18 protein-coding genes are annotated in these 17,661 nt (G+C 61.4%); 7 read left to right on the forward strand and 11 right to left on the reverse strand.

Annotation, left to right across the window (positions count from 1 at the left end; genetic code table 11):
- Positions 1 to 202: 202 nt before the first annotated feature.
- The 5 genes from dkgB to EC919_RS21905 form a co-directional block, all read right to left on the reverse strand.
- Positions 203 to 1,006: a 2,5-didehydrogluconate reductase DkgB gene (dkgB, locus tag EC919_RS21885; protein WP_133776416.1), complete on the reverse strand. Its 804-nt coding sequence runs from the start codon at positions 1,004 to 1,006 to the stop codon at positions 203 to 205.
- Between the two features lie 1,283 nt (positions 1,007 to 2,289).
- On the reverse strand, positions 2,290 to 2,850 hold the full coding sequence (locus EC919_RS21890; protein ID WP_133776417.1) for a DUF1003 domain-containing protein: 561 nt from the start codon (positions 2,848 to 2,850) through the stop codon (positions 2,290 to 2,292).
- A gap of 102 nt (positions 2,851 to 2,952) precedes the next feature.
- A complete protein-coding gene (locus EC919_RS21895; RefSeq protein WP_065993044.1) occupies positions 2,953 to 3,159 on the reverse strand; it encodes a hypothetical protein in 207 nt (68 codons plus the stop codon).
- Between the two features lie 124 nt (positions 3,160 to 3,283).
- Complete coding sequence (locus EC919_RS21900) at positions 3,284 to 3,766, reverse strand: GreA/GreB family elongation factor (RefSeq protein WP_133776459.1); 483 nt, start codon at positions 3,764 to 3,766, stop codon at positions 3,284 to 3,286.
- Between the two features lie 55 nt (positions 3,767 to 3,821).
- Positions 3,822 to 4,217: a hypothetical protein gene (locus EC919_RS21905; RefSeq protein ID WP_133776418.1), complete on the reverse strand. Its 396-nt coding sequence runs from the start codon at positions 4,215 to 4,217 to the stop codon at positions 3,822 to 3,824.
- A gap of 121 nt (positions 4,218 to 4,338) precedes the next feature.
- On the opposite strand from EC919_RS21905, the gene earP reads away from it, so the two are divergent.
- Both earP and EC919_RS21915 read left to right on the forward strand, forming a co-directional pair.
- Positions 4,339 to 5,484 carry an elongation factor P maturation arginine rhamnosyltransferase EarP gene (gene earP / locus EC919_RS21910; protein WP_133776419.1) on the forward strand — a complete coding sequence of 382 codons (1,146 nt, stop codon included), beginning with the start codon at positions 4,339 to 4,341 and terminating at the stop codon, positions 5,482 to 5,484.
- Between the two features lie 87 nt (positions 5,485 to 5,571).
- Positions 5,572 to 6,141, forward strand: a complete 570-nt coding sequence (locus EC919_RS21915) for an elongation factor P (RefSeq protein ID WP_037011849.1) — start codon at positions 5,572 to 5,574, stop codon at positions 6,139 to 6,141.
- A gap of 291 nt (positions 6,142 to 6,432) precedes the next feature.
- On the opposite strand, the gene EC919_RS21920 is transcribed toward EC919_RS21915, so the two are convergent.
- From EC919_RS21920 to EC919_RS21930, 3 genes are all read right to left on the reverse strand, one after another.
- A complete protein-coding gene (locus EC919_RS21920; RefSeq protein ID WP_133776420.1) occupies positions 6,433 to 7,452 on the reverse strand; it encodes an alpha/beta hydrolase in 1,020 nt (339 codons plus the stop codon).
- A gap of 51 nt (positions 7,453 to 7,503) precedes the next feature.
- Positions 7,504 to 7,923: an organic hydroperoxide resistance protein gene (locus tag EC919_RS21925; protein ID WP_065993050.1), complete on the reverse strand. Its 420-nt coding sequence runs from the start codon at positions 7,921 to 7,923 to the stop codon at positions 7,504 to 7,506.
- A gap of 167 nt (positions 7,924 to 8,090) precedes the next feature.
- Positions 8,091 to 8,564, reverse strand: a complete 474-nt coding sequence (locus tag EC919_RS21930) for a MarR family winged helix-turn-helix transcriptional regulator (RefSeq protein WP_133776421.1) — start codon at positions 8,562 to 8,564, stop codon at positions 8,091 to 8,093.
- 227 nt (positions 8,565 to 8,791) lie between these two features.
- On the opposite strand from EC919_RS21930, the gene EC919_RS21935 reads away from it, so the two are divergent.
- Entirely contained in the window at positions 8,792 to 9,523 is a 732-nt protein-coding gene (locus tag EC919_RS21935; RefSeq protein WP_133776460.1) for a sulfite exporter TauE/SafE family protein, read from the forward strand.
- Between the two features lie 17 nt (positions 9,524 to 9,540).
- Here EC919_RS21935 and EC919_RS21940 read toward each other — a convergent pair whose 3' ends face one another.
- Positions 9,541 to 10,395, reverse strand: a complete 855-nt coding sequence (locus tag EC919_RS21940) for a LysR substrate-binding domain-containing protein (protein ID WP_065993052.1) — start codon at positions 10,393 to 10,395, stop codon at positions 9,541 to 9,543.
- A 96-nt stretch (positions 10,396 to 10,491) separates the two neighbouring features.
- Here EC919_RS21940 and EC919_RS21945 point away from each other — a divergent pair, with 96 nt between their 5' ends.
- Positions 10,492 to 10,725, forward strand: coding sequence for a DUF1127 domain-containing protein (locus EC919_RS21945; protein ID WP_243842310.1), 234 nt, complete (start codon positions 10,492 to 10,494; stop codon positions 10,723 to 10,725).
- Between the two features lie 49 nt (positions 10,726 to 10,774).
- A complete protein-coding gene (locus EC919_RS21950; protein WP_133776423.1) occupies positions 10,775 to 12,022 on the forward strand; it encodes a winged helix-turn-helix domain-containing protein in 1,248 nt (415 codons plus the stop codon).
- Between the two features lie 369 nt (positions 12,023 to 12,391).
- Here EC919_RS21950 and EC919_RS21955 read toward each other — a convergent pair whose 3' ends face one another.
- A complete protein-coding gene (locus EC919_RS21955; protein WP_133776424.1) occupies positions 12,392 to 13,738 on the reverse strand; it encodes a class II 3-deoxy-7-phosphoheptulonate synthase in 1,347 nt (448 codons plus the stop codon).
- Positions 13,739 to 13,964: 226 nt separating this feature from the next.
- Here EC919_RS21955 and EC919_RS21960 point away from each other — a divergent pair, with 226 nt between their 5' ends.
- Positions 13,965 to 14,720, forward strand: coding sequence for a spermidine synthase (locus EC919_RS21960; protein WP_133776425.1), 756 nt, complete (start codon positions 13,965 to 13,967; stop codon positions 14,718 to 14,720).
- A 27-nt stretch (positions 14,721 to 14,747) separates the two neighbouring features.
- Here EC919_RS21960 and EC919_RS21965 read toward each other — a convergent pair whose 3' ends face one another.
- Positions 14,748 to 15,539, reverse strand: a complete 792-nt coding sequence (locus EC919_RS21965; RefSeq protein WP_133776426.1) for a crotonase/enoyl-CoA hydratase family protein — start codon at positions 15,537 to 15,539, stop codon at positions 14,748 to 14,750.
- Positions 15,540 to 15,954: 415 nt separating this feature from the next.
- Between EC919_RS21965 and EC919_RS21970 the strand changes: the two genes are divergently transcribed.
- On the forward strand, positions 15,955 to 17,631 hold the full coding sequence (locus EC919_RS21970) for a DEAD/DEAH box helicase (RefSeq protein ID WP_133776427.1): 1,677 nt from the start codon (positions 15,955 to 15,957) through the stop codon (positions 17,629 to 17,631).
- Positions 17,632 to 17,661 lie beyond the last annotated feature (30 nt).

A 17,661-nucleotide genomic window follows, 5' to 3' on the forward strand; every position in this document is an offset into this window, starting at 1 on the left:
TGCGGACAGGCGTGATCCAGGCGGTTCGGGCCAATCGGCAATGGTTCGGAAGTCTGGTTCGCGGGGAGGGGCGGGATTGGTTCAGGCGGGAAGCGAACCAATTTCAGGAATGGGCCAGGCAGGGCGCCTGTTTATGGTTCGGGTGCGTTATTAGAGGGCGCTGATTGGGGTGATTCTGGCCGAAGCCAGAATCAGGGCTGCATCAATCCCACTGCGGCGCGAGGCTGGCCGGGCTGGTCAGGCGATGACCGCGGTCCAATTGGGCGATCTGCGCCATGTCGTCTTCGCTGAGCTTGAGATCGACGGCTTTCAGGTTGCTTTCCAGGTTGGCGCGTTTGGTCGACGACGGAATCACCGAGTAGCCCAGTTGCATGGCCCACGCCAGCGTCACTTGGGCGGGCGTTGCGTTGTGGCGCTGGGCGATCTGTTCGATGACCGGGTCCTTCAGCACTTCGCCGTAGGCAAGGGTCATGTAGGACGTGATCTTGATCCCGTGCTGTTGAGCGAAAGCCGCCACGGTACGGTTTTGCAGGTACGGGTGCAGTTCGATCTGGTTGGTGGCGATGTTCTCGGCACCGACCGCAGCGATGGCTTCACCCATCAGCGCCACGGTGAAGTTGGAAATCCCGATCTCGCGGGTCAGGCCTTGCTGTTTGGCTTCCAGCAGCGCGCCCATGAACTCGGCGACGGGCACTTGGCCTTTCGGCGATGGCCAGTGGATCAGCGTGAGGTCGACGTGATCGGTTTTCAGTTTGGCCAGGCTTTCCTTCAGGCTAGGGATCAGCTTGTCGGCGGCGAAATTGTCGGTCCAGATCTTGGTGGTGATGTAGAGCTCGTCACGGGGCACGCCGCTCTGCTCGATGGCTTGACCGACTTCAGCTTCATTGCCGTAGATCTGCGCGGTGTCGATGACGCGATAGCCCAGCTCCAGGCCGTTGCTGACCGAGTCGATGACAACCTGATCTTTCAAACGGAAGGTGCCGAGGCCAAATGCGGGAACAGTCATGGGAAGACTCCAGAGTTCGAGGGGGAAGGGGATGAATGAAGCAGATGCCCAGTATCCCGGGTCGGCTGGCAGGGAAAAACCACGGCGCGGGCACGGGACTTTTGACGGGGGATCATGAATGCCATGGAGTTTGGGGCAGCGTGTGATCGTGATCGTTCCGTGGAATGTCGTTATTGCAGCGCCTGAACCACCGCATTCGCCAGCAAGCCGGCTCCTACCGGGTACTGCGCATGACGTATATCGCGCGCTGAACACAAATCACCGTAGGAGCGCGCTTGCCCGCGAAAGACCTTGCGGCCAACGGATGAGCAACTGACACCCCCGTTTCCGCAGGAGCCGGCTTGCTGGCGAACGCAGTGTGTCAGGCGAAATGGATGACACAGGCAGATCGCATTCGCGGGCAAGCGCGCTCCTACAGTGGATCGGCGTTGGCCGGGGTTTGGGCGTCGTGCACAGGATCCGCAGGAGCCGGCTTGCTGGCGAATGCGGTGTGTCAGGCGAAATGGATGACACAGGCAGATCGCATTCGCGGGCAAGCGCGCTCCTACAGTGGATCGGCGTTGGTCGGGATTTGGGCGTCGTGCACAGGATCCGCAGGAGCCGGCTTGCTGGCGAACGCAGTGTGTCAGGCGAAATGGAGGGCACAGGCAGATCGCATTCGCGGGCAAGCGCGCTCCTACAGTGGATCGGCGTTGGCCGGGATTTGGGCGTCGTGCACAGGATCTGGCGGCCGGCCCCTGTCTGGGATTTGCGTTGTTCTGGGTTTGGGCGTCCTGCGCGGAACTGTAGGAGCCGGCTTGCTGGCGAATGCAGTGTGTCAGGCGAAATGGATGACACAGGCAGATCGCATTCGCGGGCAAGCGCGCTCCTACAGTGGATCGGCGTTGGCCGGGATTTGGGCGTCGTGCACAGGATCTGGCGGCCGGCCCCTGTCTGGGATTTGCGTTGTTCTGGGTTTGGGCGTCCTGCGCGGAACTGTAGGAGCCGGCTTGCTGGCGAATGCAGTGTGTCAGGCGAAATGGATGACACAGGCAGATCGCATTCGCGGGCAAGCGCGCTCCTACAGTGGATCGACGCTTGCCGGGATTTGGGCGTCGTGCACAGGATCCGCAGGAGCCGGCTTGCTGGCGAATGCGGTGTGTCAGGCGAAATGGATGACACAGGCAGATCGCATTCGCGGGCAAGCGCGCTCCTGCCGTGTATCTGCGCCGAATCAAAAATCGCGGCCGTAAGCAACATCGGTTTGCGGCGAGCGCAACAGGTTTGGCGCGCGCGGAGAACCGTCAAACATGCCCATCGCGTTTAACGAAATGCTTGTGCATGTCCGCTGTCAGCGCTTCCACCCGTTCGGTCAGCACTTTGGTCATTTCGGTGAGTCGGGTGTTCTGTTCCAGTAGCTCCAGCATCTGCGCGGTGTTTTGCGCCGCGCGGGCCATGCGCTCTTCGTTGGCCGTCGCCAGCGCTTCTCGATGCTCCGCGTCGGCATCGGCGCTGGCTTTGTCGCGGGCGGCCTGTCGGGTCTGGGCGAGGAGAATCAGCGGCGCGGCGTAGGCCGATTGCAGGCTGAACGCCAGATTGAGCAGGATGAACGGGTAAAGATCGAACGACACCAGCCCGCTCAGGTTCGCGCCCACCCACAGCAGCACCAGAAACGTCTGTGCGCCGAGAAAGGCAGGGGTACCGAAGAAGCGCGCGAACGCCTCGGCCTTGAGGGCAAAGGCATCGTTGCCAAAGGTCGGCGCCAGATGCGCGTGGCGTCTGTGGAAGCGCAGATGATCCGCTGGCGCATCGGCATTGGAGGTGGCGGGTTCGGCGGGCGATGGGACAGGCGTTGCAGTGGGCATGATGCTTTCCTGAAGACAGAAACATCTGCCCACTATAGGCCCACGCCCCCTGGCGTTGTACTGAACCTCTGCTGAACCGGCGCGTGTCCCGGACGAGTCGCGTCAGTCCACCGGTTCGGGATACAACGGCTTGGAACGCTGCATGATGCTGGCGTAGTCGTAAACGTACTGGCGGCCGGCGTGACTGGTCATGCGCAGGCGGTCGATCAGTTGTCGCTCTTTCTTGTTCAGGTATCTCAACCCGTGGTGGTCACTGGACTTGAGGCGATCACGTTCATGGGCGTCAGGGAAAGTGATGACGTTCGTCATGAAATATCTCCTTGGTTAAATCCGTGTCCCCGGCTCCGTGTTCCGGGGTTCACCCTTTTGTGGTGCGACTGTGCACCTTACCCACAAAAAGTCGGACGCTACAACCCTGCAAATGATCAGTGGATCACAGGATTTGCGTGATCTCGAACGATTGGCGACTGCCATTGACCACCACTTCCACCTCATCGCCATCAAGCTTGCCGAGCAGGCTCTGCCCCAGTGGCGAGCGTGCTGTGATCACCGTAATCACCTGCTCGTCCACCGTGATTTTCAGCCCCGCCGCGTCAGGCGCGAGAAACAACAGCTGTCCTGGGCCGTTGCCTCCCTGCAGCGCAATCAGATCGCCGGTCTGAATGCCCCGCTGGTGATCGAAGGGCTTGAGCACCAGGTTGCGACACAGGTTCAGCGACAGACGGATTTCTTCCACGCGCCGCGCCTGACCCGCCGCCAGATACGACGCCTCCAGCCCGAGGGTGTCGTACTTGTTCTCGGCGATGTTCTCTTCGTGGGTCGCGGTTTCGTAAGCCGTTTGTGCGGCCCGCACGGCCACCTCGAGATCGACCTGCAGCTTCTCGACAATGCACTGCAGGACGGTTTGCTTGTTCACGGGCATGGCGGACATGGCGTATTCGGGGGCATGGAGTGGCTCGACAAAAGTTTATTCAACCGCAGAACTGATAAACGCTCGCACGGCTTTTCTCGCTGGGGGCGGTCTGGTTCTGCTGCATCCAGAACTGGCATTTCGGGCCGTTGAAGCTGCGTTGCCGCTCCGCCTGTTCGGCCTCTTGCGTCTGCCGCGCTTCGCTGTCGCGGAGGATCTGCCGGTATTGATCGAACATCGGGTTATCACTTTCCGGCTTTGGCTTGGCCGCAGGCGGGGTCGTCATTTGCGCGGCCGCATTGTTCAGCGCCTGGGTCTGCTCGGCAGGGAGCATTTTATAGATCAGCCACAGGCTCAGCAGGACGGCGAGAAAGCCCAGCCAGATACCGGCGGCAATCGACAGGATCAGCTTGAGCGGGCGCAGCGTGACGGACAGTTCGCGGTGGTTGACGTACATGACAGACTCCAGACTTGTATGCATGTGGCCAGCGGTGGCGGCGATTGTCGCACGACCGGGCTGGTGATTCTGCGCCGCAATGAAGGACAATCGGTTTTTTGAACATCCTCAGGGAGCCCGGATGAAAGCCTCTTGGGATATTTTCTGCAGTGTTGTCGATAATTTCGGCGACGTCGGCGTGACCTTTCGCCTGGCCCGACAACTGGTCGCCGAACACCACCTGCAGGTTCGCCTCTGGATCGATGACCTGAACGCCTTCGCCCGGCTGTGCCCCGGTGCCGATCCGCTGGCCGACCAACAAGTACAGGATGGCGTCATCGTATGCCGCTGGCCAAAGGAGTGGTCCAAGACCTGGCAACCGGTCGACCTGCCAGACGTCGTGGTCGAAGCCTTCGCCTGTCGCCTGCCACCGGACTACATCGAGGCCATGCACGGAGCAGAGAAGCGGCCGCTGTGGTTCAACCTGGAATACCTCAGCGCCGAAGACTGGGTCTCGGGTTGCCACGGCCTGCCGTCGATCCAGTCTTCGGGCCTGCGCAAGTATTTCTTCTTCCCCGGATTCACCGAAAAGACCGGCGGATTGCTGCGAGAAGCGGGCTTGATCGAAAAGCGTCAGGCGTTTCAGGTGAATCCCGCCGCACGCCACTCTTTCCTGCGGCGCCTGAACATCATGCCCCACGCCGAGGCGCGGCTGATGTCACTGTTTGCCTACGAACACGCCGGGCTCGGCAGCTGGCTGGATTGCCTGGCCCAGGCTGATCGCAAGACCCATTTGCTGGTCCCGGAAGGTCGCATTCTCGGCGACGTACAGCGTTGGTTGGGCGTGGAAGAATTGAAGGCGGGTGCCGTGCATGGCCGCGATGCCCTGACGATTCAGGTGCTGCCGTTCGTGCGCCAGGAAGACTACGACCAGCTGTTGTGGTGCTGCGATTTCAACGTAGTACGCGGCGAAGACTCATTCGTCCGTGCGCAATGGGCGGGGCAGCCGCTGATCTGGCACATCTACGAGCAGGATGACGACGCCCACTGGGCCAAGCTCGATGCGTTTCTCGAGTTGTATATGGCGGGATTGTCGGAGCTGGCGCAGCAGGCGCTGACCGAGGTCTGGCACAGCTGGAATGGGGGCAAGGCCATGACTCATGGCTGGAATGCGCTCGAACAGCACACCGATGAACTGGCCGCCCATGCCGAGCGCTGGTGTCTGGAACAGGCCTTGCAGGAGGATCTGACGACTGCGCTGGTAAGGTTTTACCAAAGTTGGATATGATACGCGGCCTTGTATTAAGCCCTGTACGAAAAGTGGCTTTTCGTACAGGGCTTAGAAAGATCTTTCATCCAAATTCGGATACTCGTAATGAAAACTGGTAAAGAGCTTAAACCCGGTACCGTGATCAAGCTGGAAAACGATCCTTGGCTGGTTCAGAAAGCTGAATTCACCAAGTCGGGCCGTAACAGCGCGATCATGAAGACCAAGCTGAAGAACCTGCTGACCGGCTACAAGACTGAAATCGTCTACAGCGCCGACGACAAGCTGGAAGACGTGATCCTGGACCGTAAAGAAGCCACGCTGTCTTTCATCAGCGGCGACACTTACACGTTCATGGACACCACCGACTACACCATGTACGAGCTGAACGCTGAAGACATCGAAGCCGTTCTGCCATTCGTCGAAGAAGGCATGACTGACGTCTGCGAAGCGATCTTCTTCGAAGACCGTCTGGTTTCCGTAGAGCTGCCGACCACCATCGTGCGCACCGTTGACTACACTGAAGGTTCGGCGCGTGGCGACACGTCGGGCAAGGTCATGAAGCCGGCCAAACTGGCCAACGGCACCGAGCTGCAGGTTGCTGACTTCATCGAAATCGGTGACAAGATCGAAATCGACACCCGTGAAGGCGGTTCCTACAAAGGCCGTGCCAAATAAGCACTGCTTTTGTCATGCCGGTGATGTAACGCCGGACACGAAAAAGCCCGACCATAGCGTCGGGCTTTTTTGTGGCTGCTGTCTCGTCAGCGTTTCCAAACAGTACTGACGCGACGCGGTTCTCTGTAGGAGCGCGCTTGCCCGCGAAGGGTCTCCCGGCCACTGCATGAGAACTGACTGGCCCGGATTTTTGTGGGAGCCGGCTTGCTGGCGAATGCCTCAGACGGGCCAATACGGTTGCGACCGACTACCGGGTTCGCCAGCAAGCCGGCTCCTACCGTTCGTGCCGCCTTACTTCAAATGCACCTTCAGCTCTTGCGACGCCTGCAGCAGCGCCGAGCGCACTTCCGGCACCTGGCTGACCACGTTGAGCAACCCGTAATCGTGGATCATGCCGTTGTAGCGAACCGCCGTCACCGGCACACCGGCCTGGTCCAGCTTGCGAGCGTAGGCTTCACCTTCGTCGCGCAGCACGTCAGCACTCGCCGTTTGCACCAGAGCAGGCGGCAGACCTTTCAACTGATCGGTCGTGGCCCGCAGCGGTGAGGCATAGATCTCGGCGCGCTGTTTCGGGTCAGTGGTGTAGTTGTCCCAGAACCACTTCATCATGTTGCGGGTGAGGAAGTGACCCTCGGCAAACTGCTCGTAGGAACCGGTATCGAAGTTGGCGTCAGTCACTGGCCACAGCAGCACCTGGTAACGGATCGCCGGGGTGCCTTTGTCTTTGGCCATCAGGCTGACGACCGTCGCCATGTTGCCGCCGACGCTGTTGCCCGCCACCGCCAGACGCTTGCCGTCGACGTTGATTTCCTTGCCATGCTCGGCGACCCATTTGGTCGCCGCATAGGCCTGGTTGATCGCCGTCGGGTAGTGCGCTTCAGGCGAAGGCGTGTAGTTGACGAACACCGCCACCGCTCCCGAACCCTCCACCAGATCCCGCACCAGGCGTTCGTGGGTCGGGTAATCGCCGAGCACCCAGCCGCCGCCGTGGAAGTACATGAACACCGGCAAGGTGCCTTTGACGCCGGCCGGACGAACAATCGTCAGGCTGATGTTCTGGCCGTCGACCGAGATGGTCTTCTGGCTGACATCGGCCTTGGGCAGGGTCAGCTTGACCCCGGCCTGGGCACCGGTCAGGACAGCGCGGGCATCTTTGGGCGAAAGCTGTTCGATCGGCTTGCCGCTTCCCGAATTCAGCGCGTCCAGAAACGCCTGCGTGTTGTGCTCGACGCCCGTGTCGGCCGCCGCGAAAGCGTTGCCGATCGACAGTGCGAGGAGCGAGCCAGCCAGAATCTTGCCAAACGTGTTCATGTTTTTCTCCCGGTCAGACGAGGAATGAAGGCGAGGTCTTACGCCAGGTTTTTACACCGTCACGTGCAGACGGACATCGACGTTGCCGCGTGTGGCGTTGGAGTAAGGGCAGACCTGATGGGCTGCATCGACCAGCGCCTGGGCTTCGGCTTGTTCCAGGCCCGGCAGGCTGATGTGCAAGTCGATATCCAGACCGAAACCGCCGGGGATCTGACCGATGCCGACATGGGCAGTGATCGAGGCGTCAGCAGGGATGGTTTTCTTGCTCTGGCCGGCGACGAATTTCAGTGCGCCGATGAAGCAGGCCGAGTAACCGGCAGCGAACAGTTGCTCAGGGTTGGTGGCTTCGCCGCCTGCACCGCCCAGTTCTTTCGGGGTGGCCAGTTTGACGTCGAGGATTTTGTTGTCGGAAACAGCGCGACCATCACGGCCACCGGTTGCGGTTGCGACTGCAGTGTAGAGAGCTTGCATGGTAATTCCTCACGTGCTGATGGGTTGGGTACTGATGACTGAAACAAGGTCCGCTTGGCGCTAAAGTTTTGTGCGCCAAGCAAGTGAGATGGAATGTACTGCGCTAATGTTTAGTGCGCAAGATAAATTTTCGGGATATTTCAGATGAGTCGATTGCGGGGGGCTGATCAGAGGCTTTCGTGCAGATTTCCACGCAGGGCGAGCAGGTCTTTCTGCAGGGCTTTCAGTTGCTCAAGGTTGATGCCGCTGGCGGCCAGAATGCATTGCGGCACGCTCTGCGCCTTTGCGTGCAACGCCGTGCCTTGTTCGGTCAGGGTCAGCAGCACGACGCGCTCATCTTCCTTGCTGCGGGTTCGACGGATCAGGCCTTCGGCTTCCAGCCGTTTGAGCAGCGGCGTCAGCGAGCCCGGATCGGTCAGCAGGCGGGTGCTGACTTCTCCGACGGTCAGGCCGTCGCGCTCCCACAGCACCAGCATCGCCAGGTATTGCGGGTAGGTCAGGTTCAGCTCCTGCAGGAGCGGCTTGTACACTTTGGTCATCATCAGCGACGTCGAGTACAGGGCGAAACACAGCTGGTTATCCAGCAGCAGTTCGTCGCAACTGCCAGCGCCAGCCTTGTGGGTGGGCTCGTTGGCGTTCATGGGTGTCCCTCGCTCAGTCAGTAATGCTCGGTAATTTAGTGCCCTGATGTTTAATGCACCAGATAATTTCGGTAATCGTCGGGCACGGGGTTTTCTATCGGCCGCCTCATCCGTGGATCGTTTCTACAGCCTGGATATCGTCAGAGCGCATTTCCTCGACGGGACTGACTGCGTAGCATGCGCGCTGAAATCGGATCAGAGGGTCGACCGTGATTGTCGATGTATTGATGTACCTGCTGCTGGGCGCCGCGATGGGCACGCTGGGCGGACTGTTCGGCATTGGCGGCGGACTGGTCGCCATTCCCGCGCTGGGCGTGTTGTTCGGGCTCGATCAGCAGTTGGCCCAGGGCACGGCGTTGTTGATGGTGCTGCCCAACGTGCTGCTGGCGCTGTGGCGTTACAACCAGCGCAATCGGGTGTCGGTGCGTCATGCGCTGATGCTCATCGTGCCCAGTTTCACGATGTCCTGGCTGACCTCGCTCTGGGCTGTGCGCGTCGACCCGCAAAGCATGCGCCTGGGCTTCGTCGGGTTTCTCATTGTGCTGACGCTGTTCAACCTGATCCAGATGGTCTGGCGCAAGGGCATTGTGGGCGCCGAGTTGCGCCACACCCGATGGTTGTGGCTGCTGGGCCTGGGCTCGGGCGTCACCGCCGGGCTGTTCGGCGTCGGTGGCGGAGTCATCGCAACGCCCATTCTGACCGGTCTGTTCGGCGCGACGCAGGTGGCGGCCCAGGGCCTGGCGCTGGCACTGGCGGCGCCAAGCACGGCGATCACGCTGGCGACCTACGCCTTGCACGGCCACGTCGACTGGCTGATGGGCATTCCCCTGGCCATCGGCGGGCTGGCCAGCATCAGCTGGGGCGTCGCCCTGGCGCACAGTTTGCCGGAGCGCGTGTTGCGCTCGCTGTTCTGCGGCTTTCTGGTGATCTGCGCGATCATGCTGTGCTTCAAACTGTGAGCTGCTTGTAGCTCCCGTTATAGCCTGAACCCTTCGGCGATGTGATCGGCCAGGCACTCGGTGATCGGCGACGGGTTGTTGGGATTGCGCAGCAGCACGATGCTCGCCGACGGCAACTGCGGCAGCCCGTGCTGTTCCCCCAGCACTTCCAGGTCCGAAGTGATCAGGCTTTGCAGCTGCGCCGTCACCGCCAGCCCGGCGCTGACCACCGCCATGATCGCTGACAGGCTCGCGCTGGTGTAGGCCACCCGGAACTCGCGGCCGGACGCCTGCAGTGCGTTGATTGCCCACTGCCGGCAAAAGCAGTCGGTGTTGAACATCGCCAGCGGCATCGGCGTTTGCTCCTGTGGGCAAAAGCCTGCGCCGACTGCCCAGACAAACCGCTCCTGGCGCAGGATCTGGCCGATTTCCTTGCCTGGCTCACGGGTGACAATACTCAGGTCCAGGTCCTGACGTTGCAGCAATTGCGACGATGACTCGCAATGCACTTCCACCTGCACCAGCGGATAGGCCTGGGCGAAGCGCTGCAAAATCCCCGGCAGAAAGCGCATCACGTAATCGTCCGGCGTACCGATCTTCACCGTGCCGACCATGTGCGGCTCGCGCAGGGTGTTGAACACTTCACTGTGCAGTTTCAGGATCCGTCGCGCGTAGCCCAGCAGCACCTGGCCTTCCGCCGTGAAGCTGATGGTGCGGCCGTCCTTCAAAAACAACGGGCGCCGCACCACGTCTTCCTCCAGCCGTTTCATCTGCATGCTCACGGCCGACTGGGTGCGATTCACCACCTCGCCTGCCTTGGTGTAGCCGCCTTCATCGGCGATCGCGACAAAGGTGCGCAGCAGCTCGCTGTCGATACTCGGGTAGGTGGTCATGCATCAATCTCCCAGATGGAGTGCATAAGAAACATTCGTTGGATTGATCTTAGGCGCGGCGAGAGAATCTGCCCATCCCCACTGGAGGGCAAGACGATGAAAGGTCAAAAAGGTTACGTACTGGTCGCAAAACCTCTGTCGCGGGAATCCGCGCCGGAACATTGGTGGAAAGCGTTTGCGGCGCAGGTCGCTCGCTGGCGCAAGCTGCATCAGCAGCGGGTCGAATTGGCCACGCTGAGTGATGATGCGCTGAAGGACATGGGCCTGAGTCGGGCGGATGTCTACGAAGAAGTGGAGCGTCCTTTCTGGGACGATCCGATGAAGCGCTGACAGAGCAGCGGGTGATCGGTTAGCGTTGGCCACCGCCATGGAGGTCGTAATGCCCGCCGAACCGCCGATCCACCCGCCACTTCCCCTCAAGCACGCGCGTCGTCTGGCGCTGGCGGCCCAAGGCTTCAACGGTCGCCAGCCGCCTGCGACGATCAAGGCGGCGCACGTCACGCAGCTGATGGAACGGCTCGGCGTGTTGCAGATCGATTCGGTCAACGCGCTGGTGCGATCGCACTACTTGCCTCTGTTTTCCCGGCTCGGCCCTTACCCGCGCACGTTGCTGGAACAGGCGGCGTGGAGTCAGGGTCGGCAGCGCAAGCTGTTTGAGTACTGGGGCCACGAGGCGTCGTTGCTGCCGGTCGAGCTGTACCCGTTGAAGCGCTGGCGGATGCAACGCGCGGCCCGGGGCGAGGGTATTTATCAGCAAATGGCGACATTCGGCCGTGAGCAGCAGGCAACCATCGCCCGGGTGTTGCAGACCGTTCGCGAACAGGGCGCGTTGGGCGCGGGCAGTATCAGCACCCGTCAGGAGCGCGCCGGACCCTGGTGGGACTGGAGCGCCGAAAAGCATGCGCTGGAATGGTTGTTTGCAGCGGGTGAGGTCACGGTCGCCAATCGTCGTGGTTTCGAGCGGCTGTACGATTTGCCCGAGCGCGTTCTGCCGTCGGCGATCATCAATCATCCCGCTATAAGCGAACCCGATGCCCAACGCGGCTTGCTGTTGCATGCGGTAAAAGCGCTGGGCGTCGGTACCGAGAAGGACGTGCGCGATTATTTTCGGCAGGACCCGGCCCCCGCGAAGCGCGGGTTGGCAGAGCTGGTGGAGGAGGGCGCGGTTCAGCTCGTGCAGGTGCAGGGCTGGAAACAACCGGCGTACACACTTCCCGGGCTGACGGTGCCACGCAAGGTCGCGGCCAGCGCGTTGCTGTCGCCTTTTGATTCATTGATCTGGGAGCGGGCGCGGACGGAGCGGCTGTTTGATTTCCACTACCGGTTGGAGATCTACACGCCAGCGCACAAGCGGGTGTACGGCTATTACGTGCTGCCGTTTCTGCACAACGAACGCATCGCCGCGCGCATCGACCTGCGTGCTGAAAGGGCGGCGGGGCGTCTCGCGGTTCACGCGGTCCATGAAGAGCAACCCGGACTGGATGACGAAGGCATGCACGCCCTTGCGTTGCACCTTCTGCAACTGGCGAGCTGGCTGGAACTGCCAGATGTGCTGATCAACTGCCAGCGCGCCAGTGCGGCGCGCTTGCGGGGGGCGTTTGTGACTAACGGTCTTGATCACGTGTAACGAAACGTAGGACCGGCTTTAGCCGGGAATGGGCCAGCGCGGGCACCCTTAATTCTATGGTGTGACATCCGGCGCTTTCCCGGCTAAAGCCAGTCCTACAGAAAACAGCGCGCCGTTAGTGGGACCGGCTTTAGCCGGGAAGGGGTCAGGGATTCCTCCGCCGACCCCGCTGACAGGACCCACGCCTCGCCGGCGACTGTAGGAGCGCGCTTGCCCGCGAAAAAACTTTCCGGCGCTGCAGCTCTGCCTGACAGTCCCTTTTCGCCAGCAAGCCGGCTCCTACAGATTCGATGCAGCATTCAGCCAATGCATCAGCCGGACGTGCGCAGCATTCAATCAGATGCACACTCAGTCAGACGCAGCTATGACCTACCGACGCACCTGCTTCAACGTCTCCGCAATCAAAAACGCCAGCTCCAGCGACTGATCGGCATTCATCCGTGGATCACAGTGGGTGTGGTAACGGTCCGACAAGCCATCTTCGGTAATCGGACGCGCGCCGCCGATGCATTCGGTGACGTTCTGGCCGGTCATCTCGATGTGAATGCCGCCAGCGTAGGTACCCTCGGCCTGATGCACCTGGAAGAACTGCTTCACTTCCGCCAGGATCTGGGCGAAGTCGCGGGTCTTGTAGCCGCTGCTGGCCTTGATCGTGTTGCCGTGCATCGGGTCCGAACTCCACAGCACTTTCTTGCCTTCGCGCTCCACGGCACGGATCAGCCCCGGCAAATGGTCGCCGACCTTGTTGGCGCCCATGCGCGCTATCAGGTTCAGGCGTCCCGGATCGTTGTCAGGGTTGAGGATGTCGATCAGGCGGATCAGGTCATCGGTGTTCATGCTCGGGCCGACCTTGACGCCGATCGGGTTCTTCACGCCGCGCAGGAATTCCACATGGGCGCCATCGAGCTGCCGCGTGCGGTCGCCGATCCACAGCATGTGCGCCGAGCAATCGTAGAAGTCATTGGTCAGCCTGTCGCGGCGAACGAACGCCTCTTCGAAATTCAGCAGCAACGCTTCGTGGGCGGTGAAGAAACTGGTTTCGCGCAACTGCGGCGAGGTGTCCATGCCGCAAGCGCGCATGAACGCCAGGGTCTCGTCGATGCGAACGGCGAGCTGGCTGTATTTGTCCGACAGCGCCGAGTTGGCGATGAAATCCAGGTTCCACTTGTGCACCTGATGCAGGTCGGCGAAACCGCCCTGGGCGAAGGCACGCAGCAGATTGAGGGTTGCGGTGGACTGGTGATACGCCTGCAGCAGGCGATCAGGGTCGGGCACGCGGCTCTTCTCGTCGAAGCCGATACCGTTGACGATGTCGCCGCGATACGCCGGCAGGGTCACGCCGTCTATGGTCTCGTCGTTGGAGGAGCGCGGTTTGGCGAATTGCCCGGCCATGCGCCCGACCTTGACCACCGGACAGCCGGCGGCGAAGGTCATGACGATTGCCATTTGCAGCAGCACCTTGAAGGTGTCGCGGATTTTCGCGGCCGAGAATTCGAAGAAGCTCTCCGCGCAATCGCCACCCTGCAGCAGGAACGCCCGGCCCTCGGTGACCTCGGCAAACTGTCGGCGCAGCTCGCGTGCTTCCCCGGCAAACACCAGCGGGGGATAGCTGGCGAGGGTCTGCTCTACACGGCGAACGTGGTCGGCGTCAGGGTATTGAGGTTGCTGCTGGATAGGCAGGTTCCGCCAGCTGTCGGGGCTCCAGGGTTGGCTCATGTTGAACTCGAAGTCAGTGCGATCGGACCGGCATGTTAGCAGCTCACCCCGAGAATTTGCGTGACCTGCGGGGCGCGATTGGCCGACAATCCGCGCTTTTCCGGGGCGCCTTGCGTCTGTCTGCACATCAGGCGGGGAACGCAGCAGCGCCGATCGCTGAGTGCGGCGATGCCAGCCCCAGCGGGCGCGATCCCGAATCACTCTGACCATGGGCACGAGAACAGCAATGACCGAGGAACGCGTAGAGCACGTGTTGGCCGAAGTTCACGACGAATTCGGCAAGATCCGCGTACTTGAGGTGGCCGACTACCGCTTCCTGGAGTTCGGTGACGCCATCGAACAGAGTTGCACGTTCACGGCCGATCCGGCCTGGCTCGAATACGACTACACCCGCGCCATGTTCATTGGCGCGCTGTGCCATCCGTCCCCTGAAAGCGCGCTGTTCATGGGACTGGGCGCGGGCACGCTGACCCAGGCGTGTCTGAAGTTTCTGCCCCTGGACGACGTCGAAGCCATCGAACTGCGCCCCGATGTGCCGCGTCTGGCCATGGAATTCATGGGCCTGCAGGACGATCCCCGGTTGTATGTGCGCATCGGCGACGCCCTCGACTTGCTCCCGACCGCCGAAGACGCGGACCTGATCTTCGTCGACCTGTACACCGACACCGGCCCTGCCGTGGGCCATCTGGCCTGGGGGTTTCTCGAGAAATGCCAACAGCGCCTCAACCCCGGCGGCTGGCTGATCATCAATCAGTGGGCGTCGGACGATGGCAAGCCGTTAGGCGCGGCCCTGCTGCGCGGGCTTTATCACCGTCACTATTGGGAGCTGCCGGTCAAGGAGGGCAATGTCATCCTCATCGTCCCCGCCGACCTGGATCAGACCCTGGACATTGACGCCATGACCCAGCGCGCCGAAAGCCTTGCGCCGCAACTGGGCTATTCGCTGTTGCCGCTGATCAAGACGCTGCGGCCTGCGACTTGATAAGCAGCTCCTTTGAGCAAGCTCTGATTAGCAACCTTTGAACACCGGCGAGCGTTTTTCCAGCAGCGCCTGCAGGCCTTCTTTGGCGTCCTCGCTGTCGAGCACTCGGCGGACCAGCGCCGGCAACGCCTTGGCCGCCACGCTTTCACCCTCGAGCACCGCCTGACGCGCGGATTCAAGGGTCGTGCGGATTCCCAAGGGTGCCCGGTCGGCGATGTGTTGGGCCAGGCGCAGCGCCGAGGGCAGCAGGTCTTCCGGGGCCATCACTTCCTGAACCAGGCCCATGCGGCAGGCTTCATGGGCGTCGAATTCATCGCCTGTCAGCAGCCAGCGCATGGCATTGCCCCAACCGGCGATCTGGTGCAGCCGCAGGGTCGCGCCGGCGCAGGCAAAAATGCCGCGCTGCACTTCCAGGTGAGCAAAGCGTGAATTGCTCGCGCACAGATTGATATCGGAGGCGAGCATCAGCTCAATGCCCAATGTCAGGCACCAGCCTTGGGCCGCGACAATCACCGGCTTGCTGACCCGCGGGCCGATCGACAACCCCCAGGGATCGTAACCGCCGGGCGGCAGTGTCCAGCCTTCCCTCAATGCCGGCCTGGCCTGAGCCAGATCGAGCCCGCCGGTGAAATGCTCGCCGTGGGCAAACACCACCGCGACCCGCGCCTGGTCGTTACGCTCGAACTCCCCATAGGCCAGGCTCAACTGGTTGAGCATGTCCAGGTCGAAGGCGTTGCGTTTGGCGGCCCTGTCCAGGCCGATGAGCATGATTGCGCCGCGCTGTTCCCGGCTGACGTGGCCTTTGATCGAAGAGGTCATGTCGCTATTTCCTGCAGATGAGGAGAAACGGAGGGTGAGGTGTCGCACTGTATGGGTGAATCGTTTAAGCTCTGCTCGCAACCGATACCGGGCACTTGAAAAGTAGACACTGACGCAGCTTTGCGCAAAGCCTGTGACAGTTGGCCGCAAGGGGCTGTTTCGCGAAAAAAATCCTCACTTGTTTCAGCATTTCCGGTATAGTGCGCGCCGGCCTTTCATAGGGCCCTCGTCACGGTTTGGGTTCGCGAAGCCATCTTCTCGAACCGGTTCGGTCACGAACCACCCATGACGATCCATTCATCAATACGTTTTCGCAAATCCCCGCCGACAAAGCAGCCAGGGTGACTCTAGGGTCTTACACGGCACGCGCAGCTTTGAAGCATGGGTCTTTGCGGATGCACTCAGAGGCAGACCCATGACCCAGGAATCCGGCGGCTTCGCCGCTCTTAACCTTCACCCGACCATTCTTGCAGCTGTTATCGCTACCGGCTACGAAGAGCCTTCGGCCATTCAGCAGCAATCGATCCCCATTATTCTCGCTGGTCACGACATGATCGGTCAGGCGCAGACAGGTACCGGTAAAACCGCCGCCTTCGCTCTGCCAATCCTGAGCCTGATCGACCCTACCAAACGCGAGCCGCAAGCGCTGATCCTCGCGCCGACTCGTGAGCTGGCGCTGCAAGTGGCCACCGCGTTCGAAACCTACGCCAAGCAAATGCCGGGCGTGACCGTTGTGGCTGTCTACGGCGGCGCGCCGATGGGCCCACAGCTGAAAGCCATTCGTAACGGTGCTCAAATCGTCGTCGCCACCCCGGGTCGTCTGTGCGACCACCTGCGTCGTGACGAGAAAGTCCTGGCGACCGTGAACCACCTGGTTCTCGACGAAGCCGACGAAATGCTCAAGCTGGGCTTCATGGATGACCTCGAAGTCATCTTCAAGGCCATGCCTGAAACCCGTCAGACCGTACTGTTCTCGGCGACCCTGCCGCAGTCGATCCGCGCGATTGCCGAGCGTCACCTGAAAGACCCGAAACACGTCAAGATCCAGAGCAAGACCCAGACCGTTACCGCGATCGAGCAGGCTCACCTGCTGGTTCACGCTGACCAGAAGACCTCTGCCGTTCTGAGCCTGCTGGAAGTCGAAGATTTCGACGCCCTGATCATGTTCGTACGTACCAAGCAGGCCACCTTGGATCTGGCCAGCGCCCTTGAAGCCAAAGGCTACAAGGCTGCTGCGCTGAACGGCGACATCGCCCAGAACCAGCGTGAACGCGTCATCGACTCCCTCAAGGATGGCCGTCTGGACATCGTTGTGGCGACCGACGTTGCGGCCCGTGGTCTGGACGTTCCGCGTATCACTCACGTTTTCAACGTTGATATGCCGTACGACCCGGAAGCCTACGTTCACCGTATCGGCCGTACTGGCCGTGCCGGTCGCGAAGGTCGCGCCCTGTTGCTGGTAACGCCGCGTGAGCGTCGCATGCTGCAAGTGATCGAGCGCATGACCGGTCAGAAAATTGCCGAAGTCCGCCTGCCGGACTCCCAGGCCGTTCTCGATGCCCGCATCAAGAAACTGACCAACAGCCTGTCGCCGCTGGTCGCTGATGCCGAAGCTAGCCATGGCGAGTTGCTGGACCGCCTGACTGCCGACATCGGTTGCACGCCGCGTGCCCTGGCCGCTGCTCTGCTGCGCAAGGCCACCAATGGTCAGGCGCTGACCTTGGGCGCGATCGAGAAAGAACGTCCACTGGTGCCGAACAATGCGCCACGTGGTGATCGTCCTGAGCGTCCAGCAGGCGACCGTCCTGATCGTGGCGACCGCGAACGTCGTGCCCCGGTGCCGTTGGCCGAAGGCCGTGCTCGCTGCCGTACTGCGCTGGGTGCCCGTGACGGCATCGCTGCGAAAAACCTGCTGGGCGCCATCCTCAACGAAGGTGGTCTGGCTCGTGAAGCCATCGGCCGGATCCAGGTGCGTGACAGCTTCAGCCTCGTCGAGCTGCCGGAAGACGGTCTCGAGCGTCTGCTGGCCAAGCTGAAAGACACCCGCGTTGCCGGCAAGCAGCTGAAGCTGCGTCGCTATCGCGAGGACTGATCTGCTCTTGAGCTGATCGTCTGAATAAAA

The organism is Pseudomonas graminis (genome assembly GCF_004364335.1).
Lineage (GTDB): Bacteria > Pseudomonadota > Gammaproteobacteria > Pseudomonadales > Pseudomonadaceae > Aquipseudomonas > Aquipseudomonas graminis_D.

Coding starts and splice junctions, on each gene's coding strand:
- dkgB (WP_133776416.1), bottom strand. CDS start 1,006: ATGACTGTTCCCGCATTTGGCCTCGGCACCTTCCGTTTGAAAGATCAG.
- EC919_RS21890 (WP_133776417.1), bottom strand. CDS start 2,850: ATGCCCACTGCAACGCCTGTCCCATCGCCCGCCGAACCCGCCACCTCC.
- EC919_RS21895 (WP_065993044.1), bottom strand. CDS start 3,159: ATGACGAACGTCATCACTTTCCCTGACGCCCATGAACGTGATCGCCTC.
- EC919_RS21905 (WP_133776418.1), bottom strand. CDS start 4,217: ATGTACGTCAACCACCGCGAACTGTCCGTCACGCTGCGCCCGCTCAAG.
- earP (WP_133776419.1), top strand. CDS start 4,339: ATGAAAGCCTCTTGGGATATTTTCTGCAGTGTTGTCGATAATTTCGGC.
- EC919_RS21915 (WP_037011849.1), top strand. CDS start 5,572: ATGAAAACTGGTAAAGAGCTTAAACCCGGTACCGTGATCAAGCTGGAA.
- EC919_RS21920 (WP_133776420.1), bottom strand. CDS start 7,452: ATGAACACGTTTGGCAAGATTCTGGCTGGCTCGCTCCTCGCACTGTCG.
- EC919_RS21925 (WP_065993050.1), bottom strand. CDS start 7,923: ATGCAAGCTCTCTACACTGCAGTCGCAACCGCAACCGGTGGCCGTGAT.
- EC919_RS21930 (WP_133776421.1), bottom strand. CDS start 8,564: ATGAACGCCAACGAGCCCACCCACAAGGCTGGCGCTGGCAGTTGCGAC.
- EC919_RS21935 (WP_133776460.1), top strand. CDS start 8,792: ATGTACCTGCTGCTGGGCGCCGCGATGGGCACGCTGGGCGGACTGTTC.
- EC919_RS21940 (WP_065993052.1), bottom strand. CDS start 10,395: ATGACCACCTACCCGAGTATCGACAGCGAGCTGCTGCGCACCTTTGTC.
- EC919_RS21945 (WP_243842310.1), top strand. CDS start 10,492: ATGAAAGGTCAAAAAGGTTACGTACTGGTCGCAAAACCTCTGTCGCGG.
- EC919_RS21950 (WP_133776423.1), top strand. CDS start 10,775: ATGCCCGCCGAACCGCCGATCCACCCGCCACTTCCCCTCAAGCACGCG.
- EC919_RS21955 (WP_133776424.1), bottom strand. CDS start 13,738: ATGAGCCAACCCTGGAGCCCCGACAGCTGGCGGAACCTGCCTATCCAG.
- EC919_RS21960 (WP_133776425.1), top strand. CDS start 13,965: ATGACCGAGGAACGCGTAGAGCACGTGTTGGCCGAAGTTCACGACGAA.
- EC919_RS21965 (WP_133776426.1), bottom strand. CDS start 15,539: ATGACCTCTTCGATCAAAGGCCACGTCAGCCGGGAACAGCGCGGCGCA.
- EC919_RS21970 (WP_133776427.1), top strand. CDS start 15,955: ATGACCCAGGAATCCGGCGGCTTCGCCGCTCTTAACCTTCACCCGACC.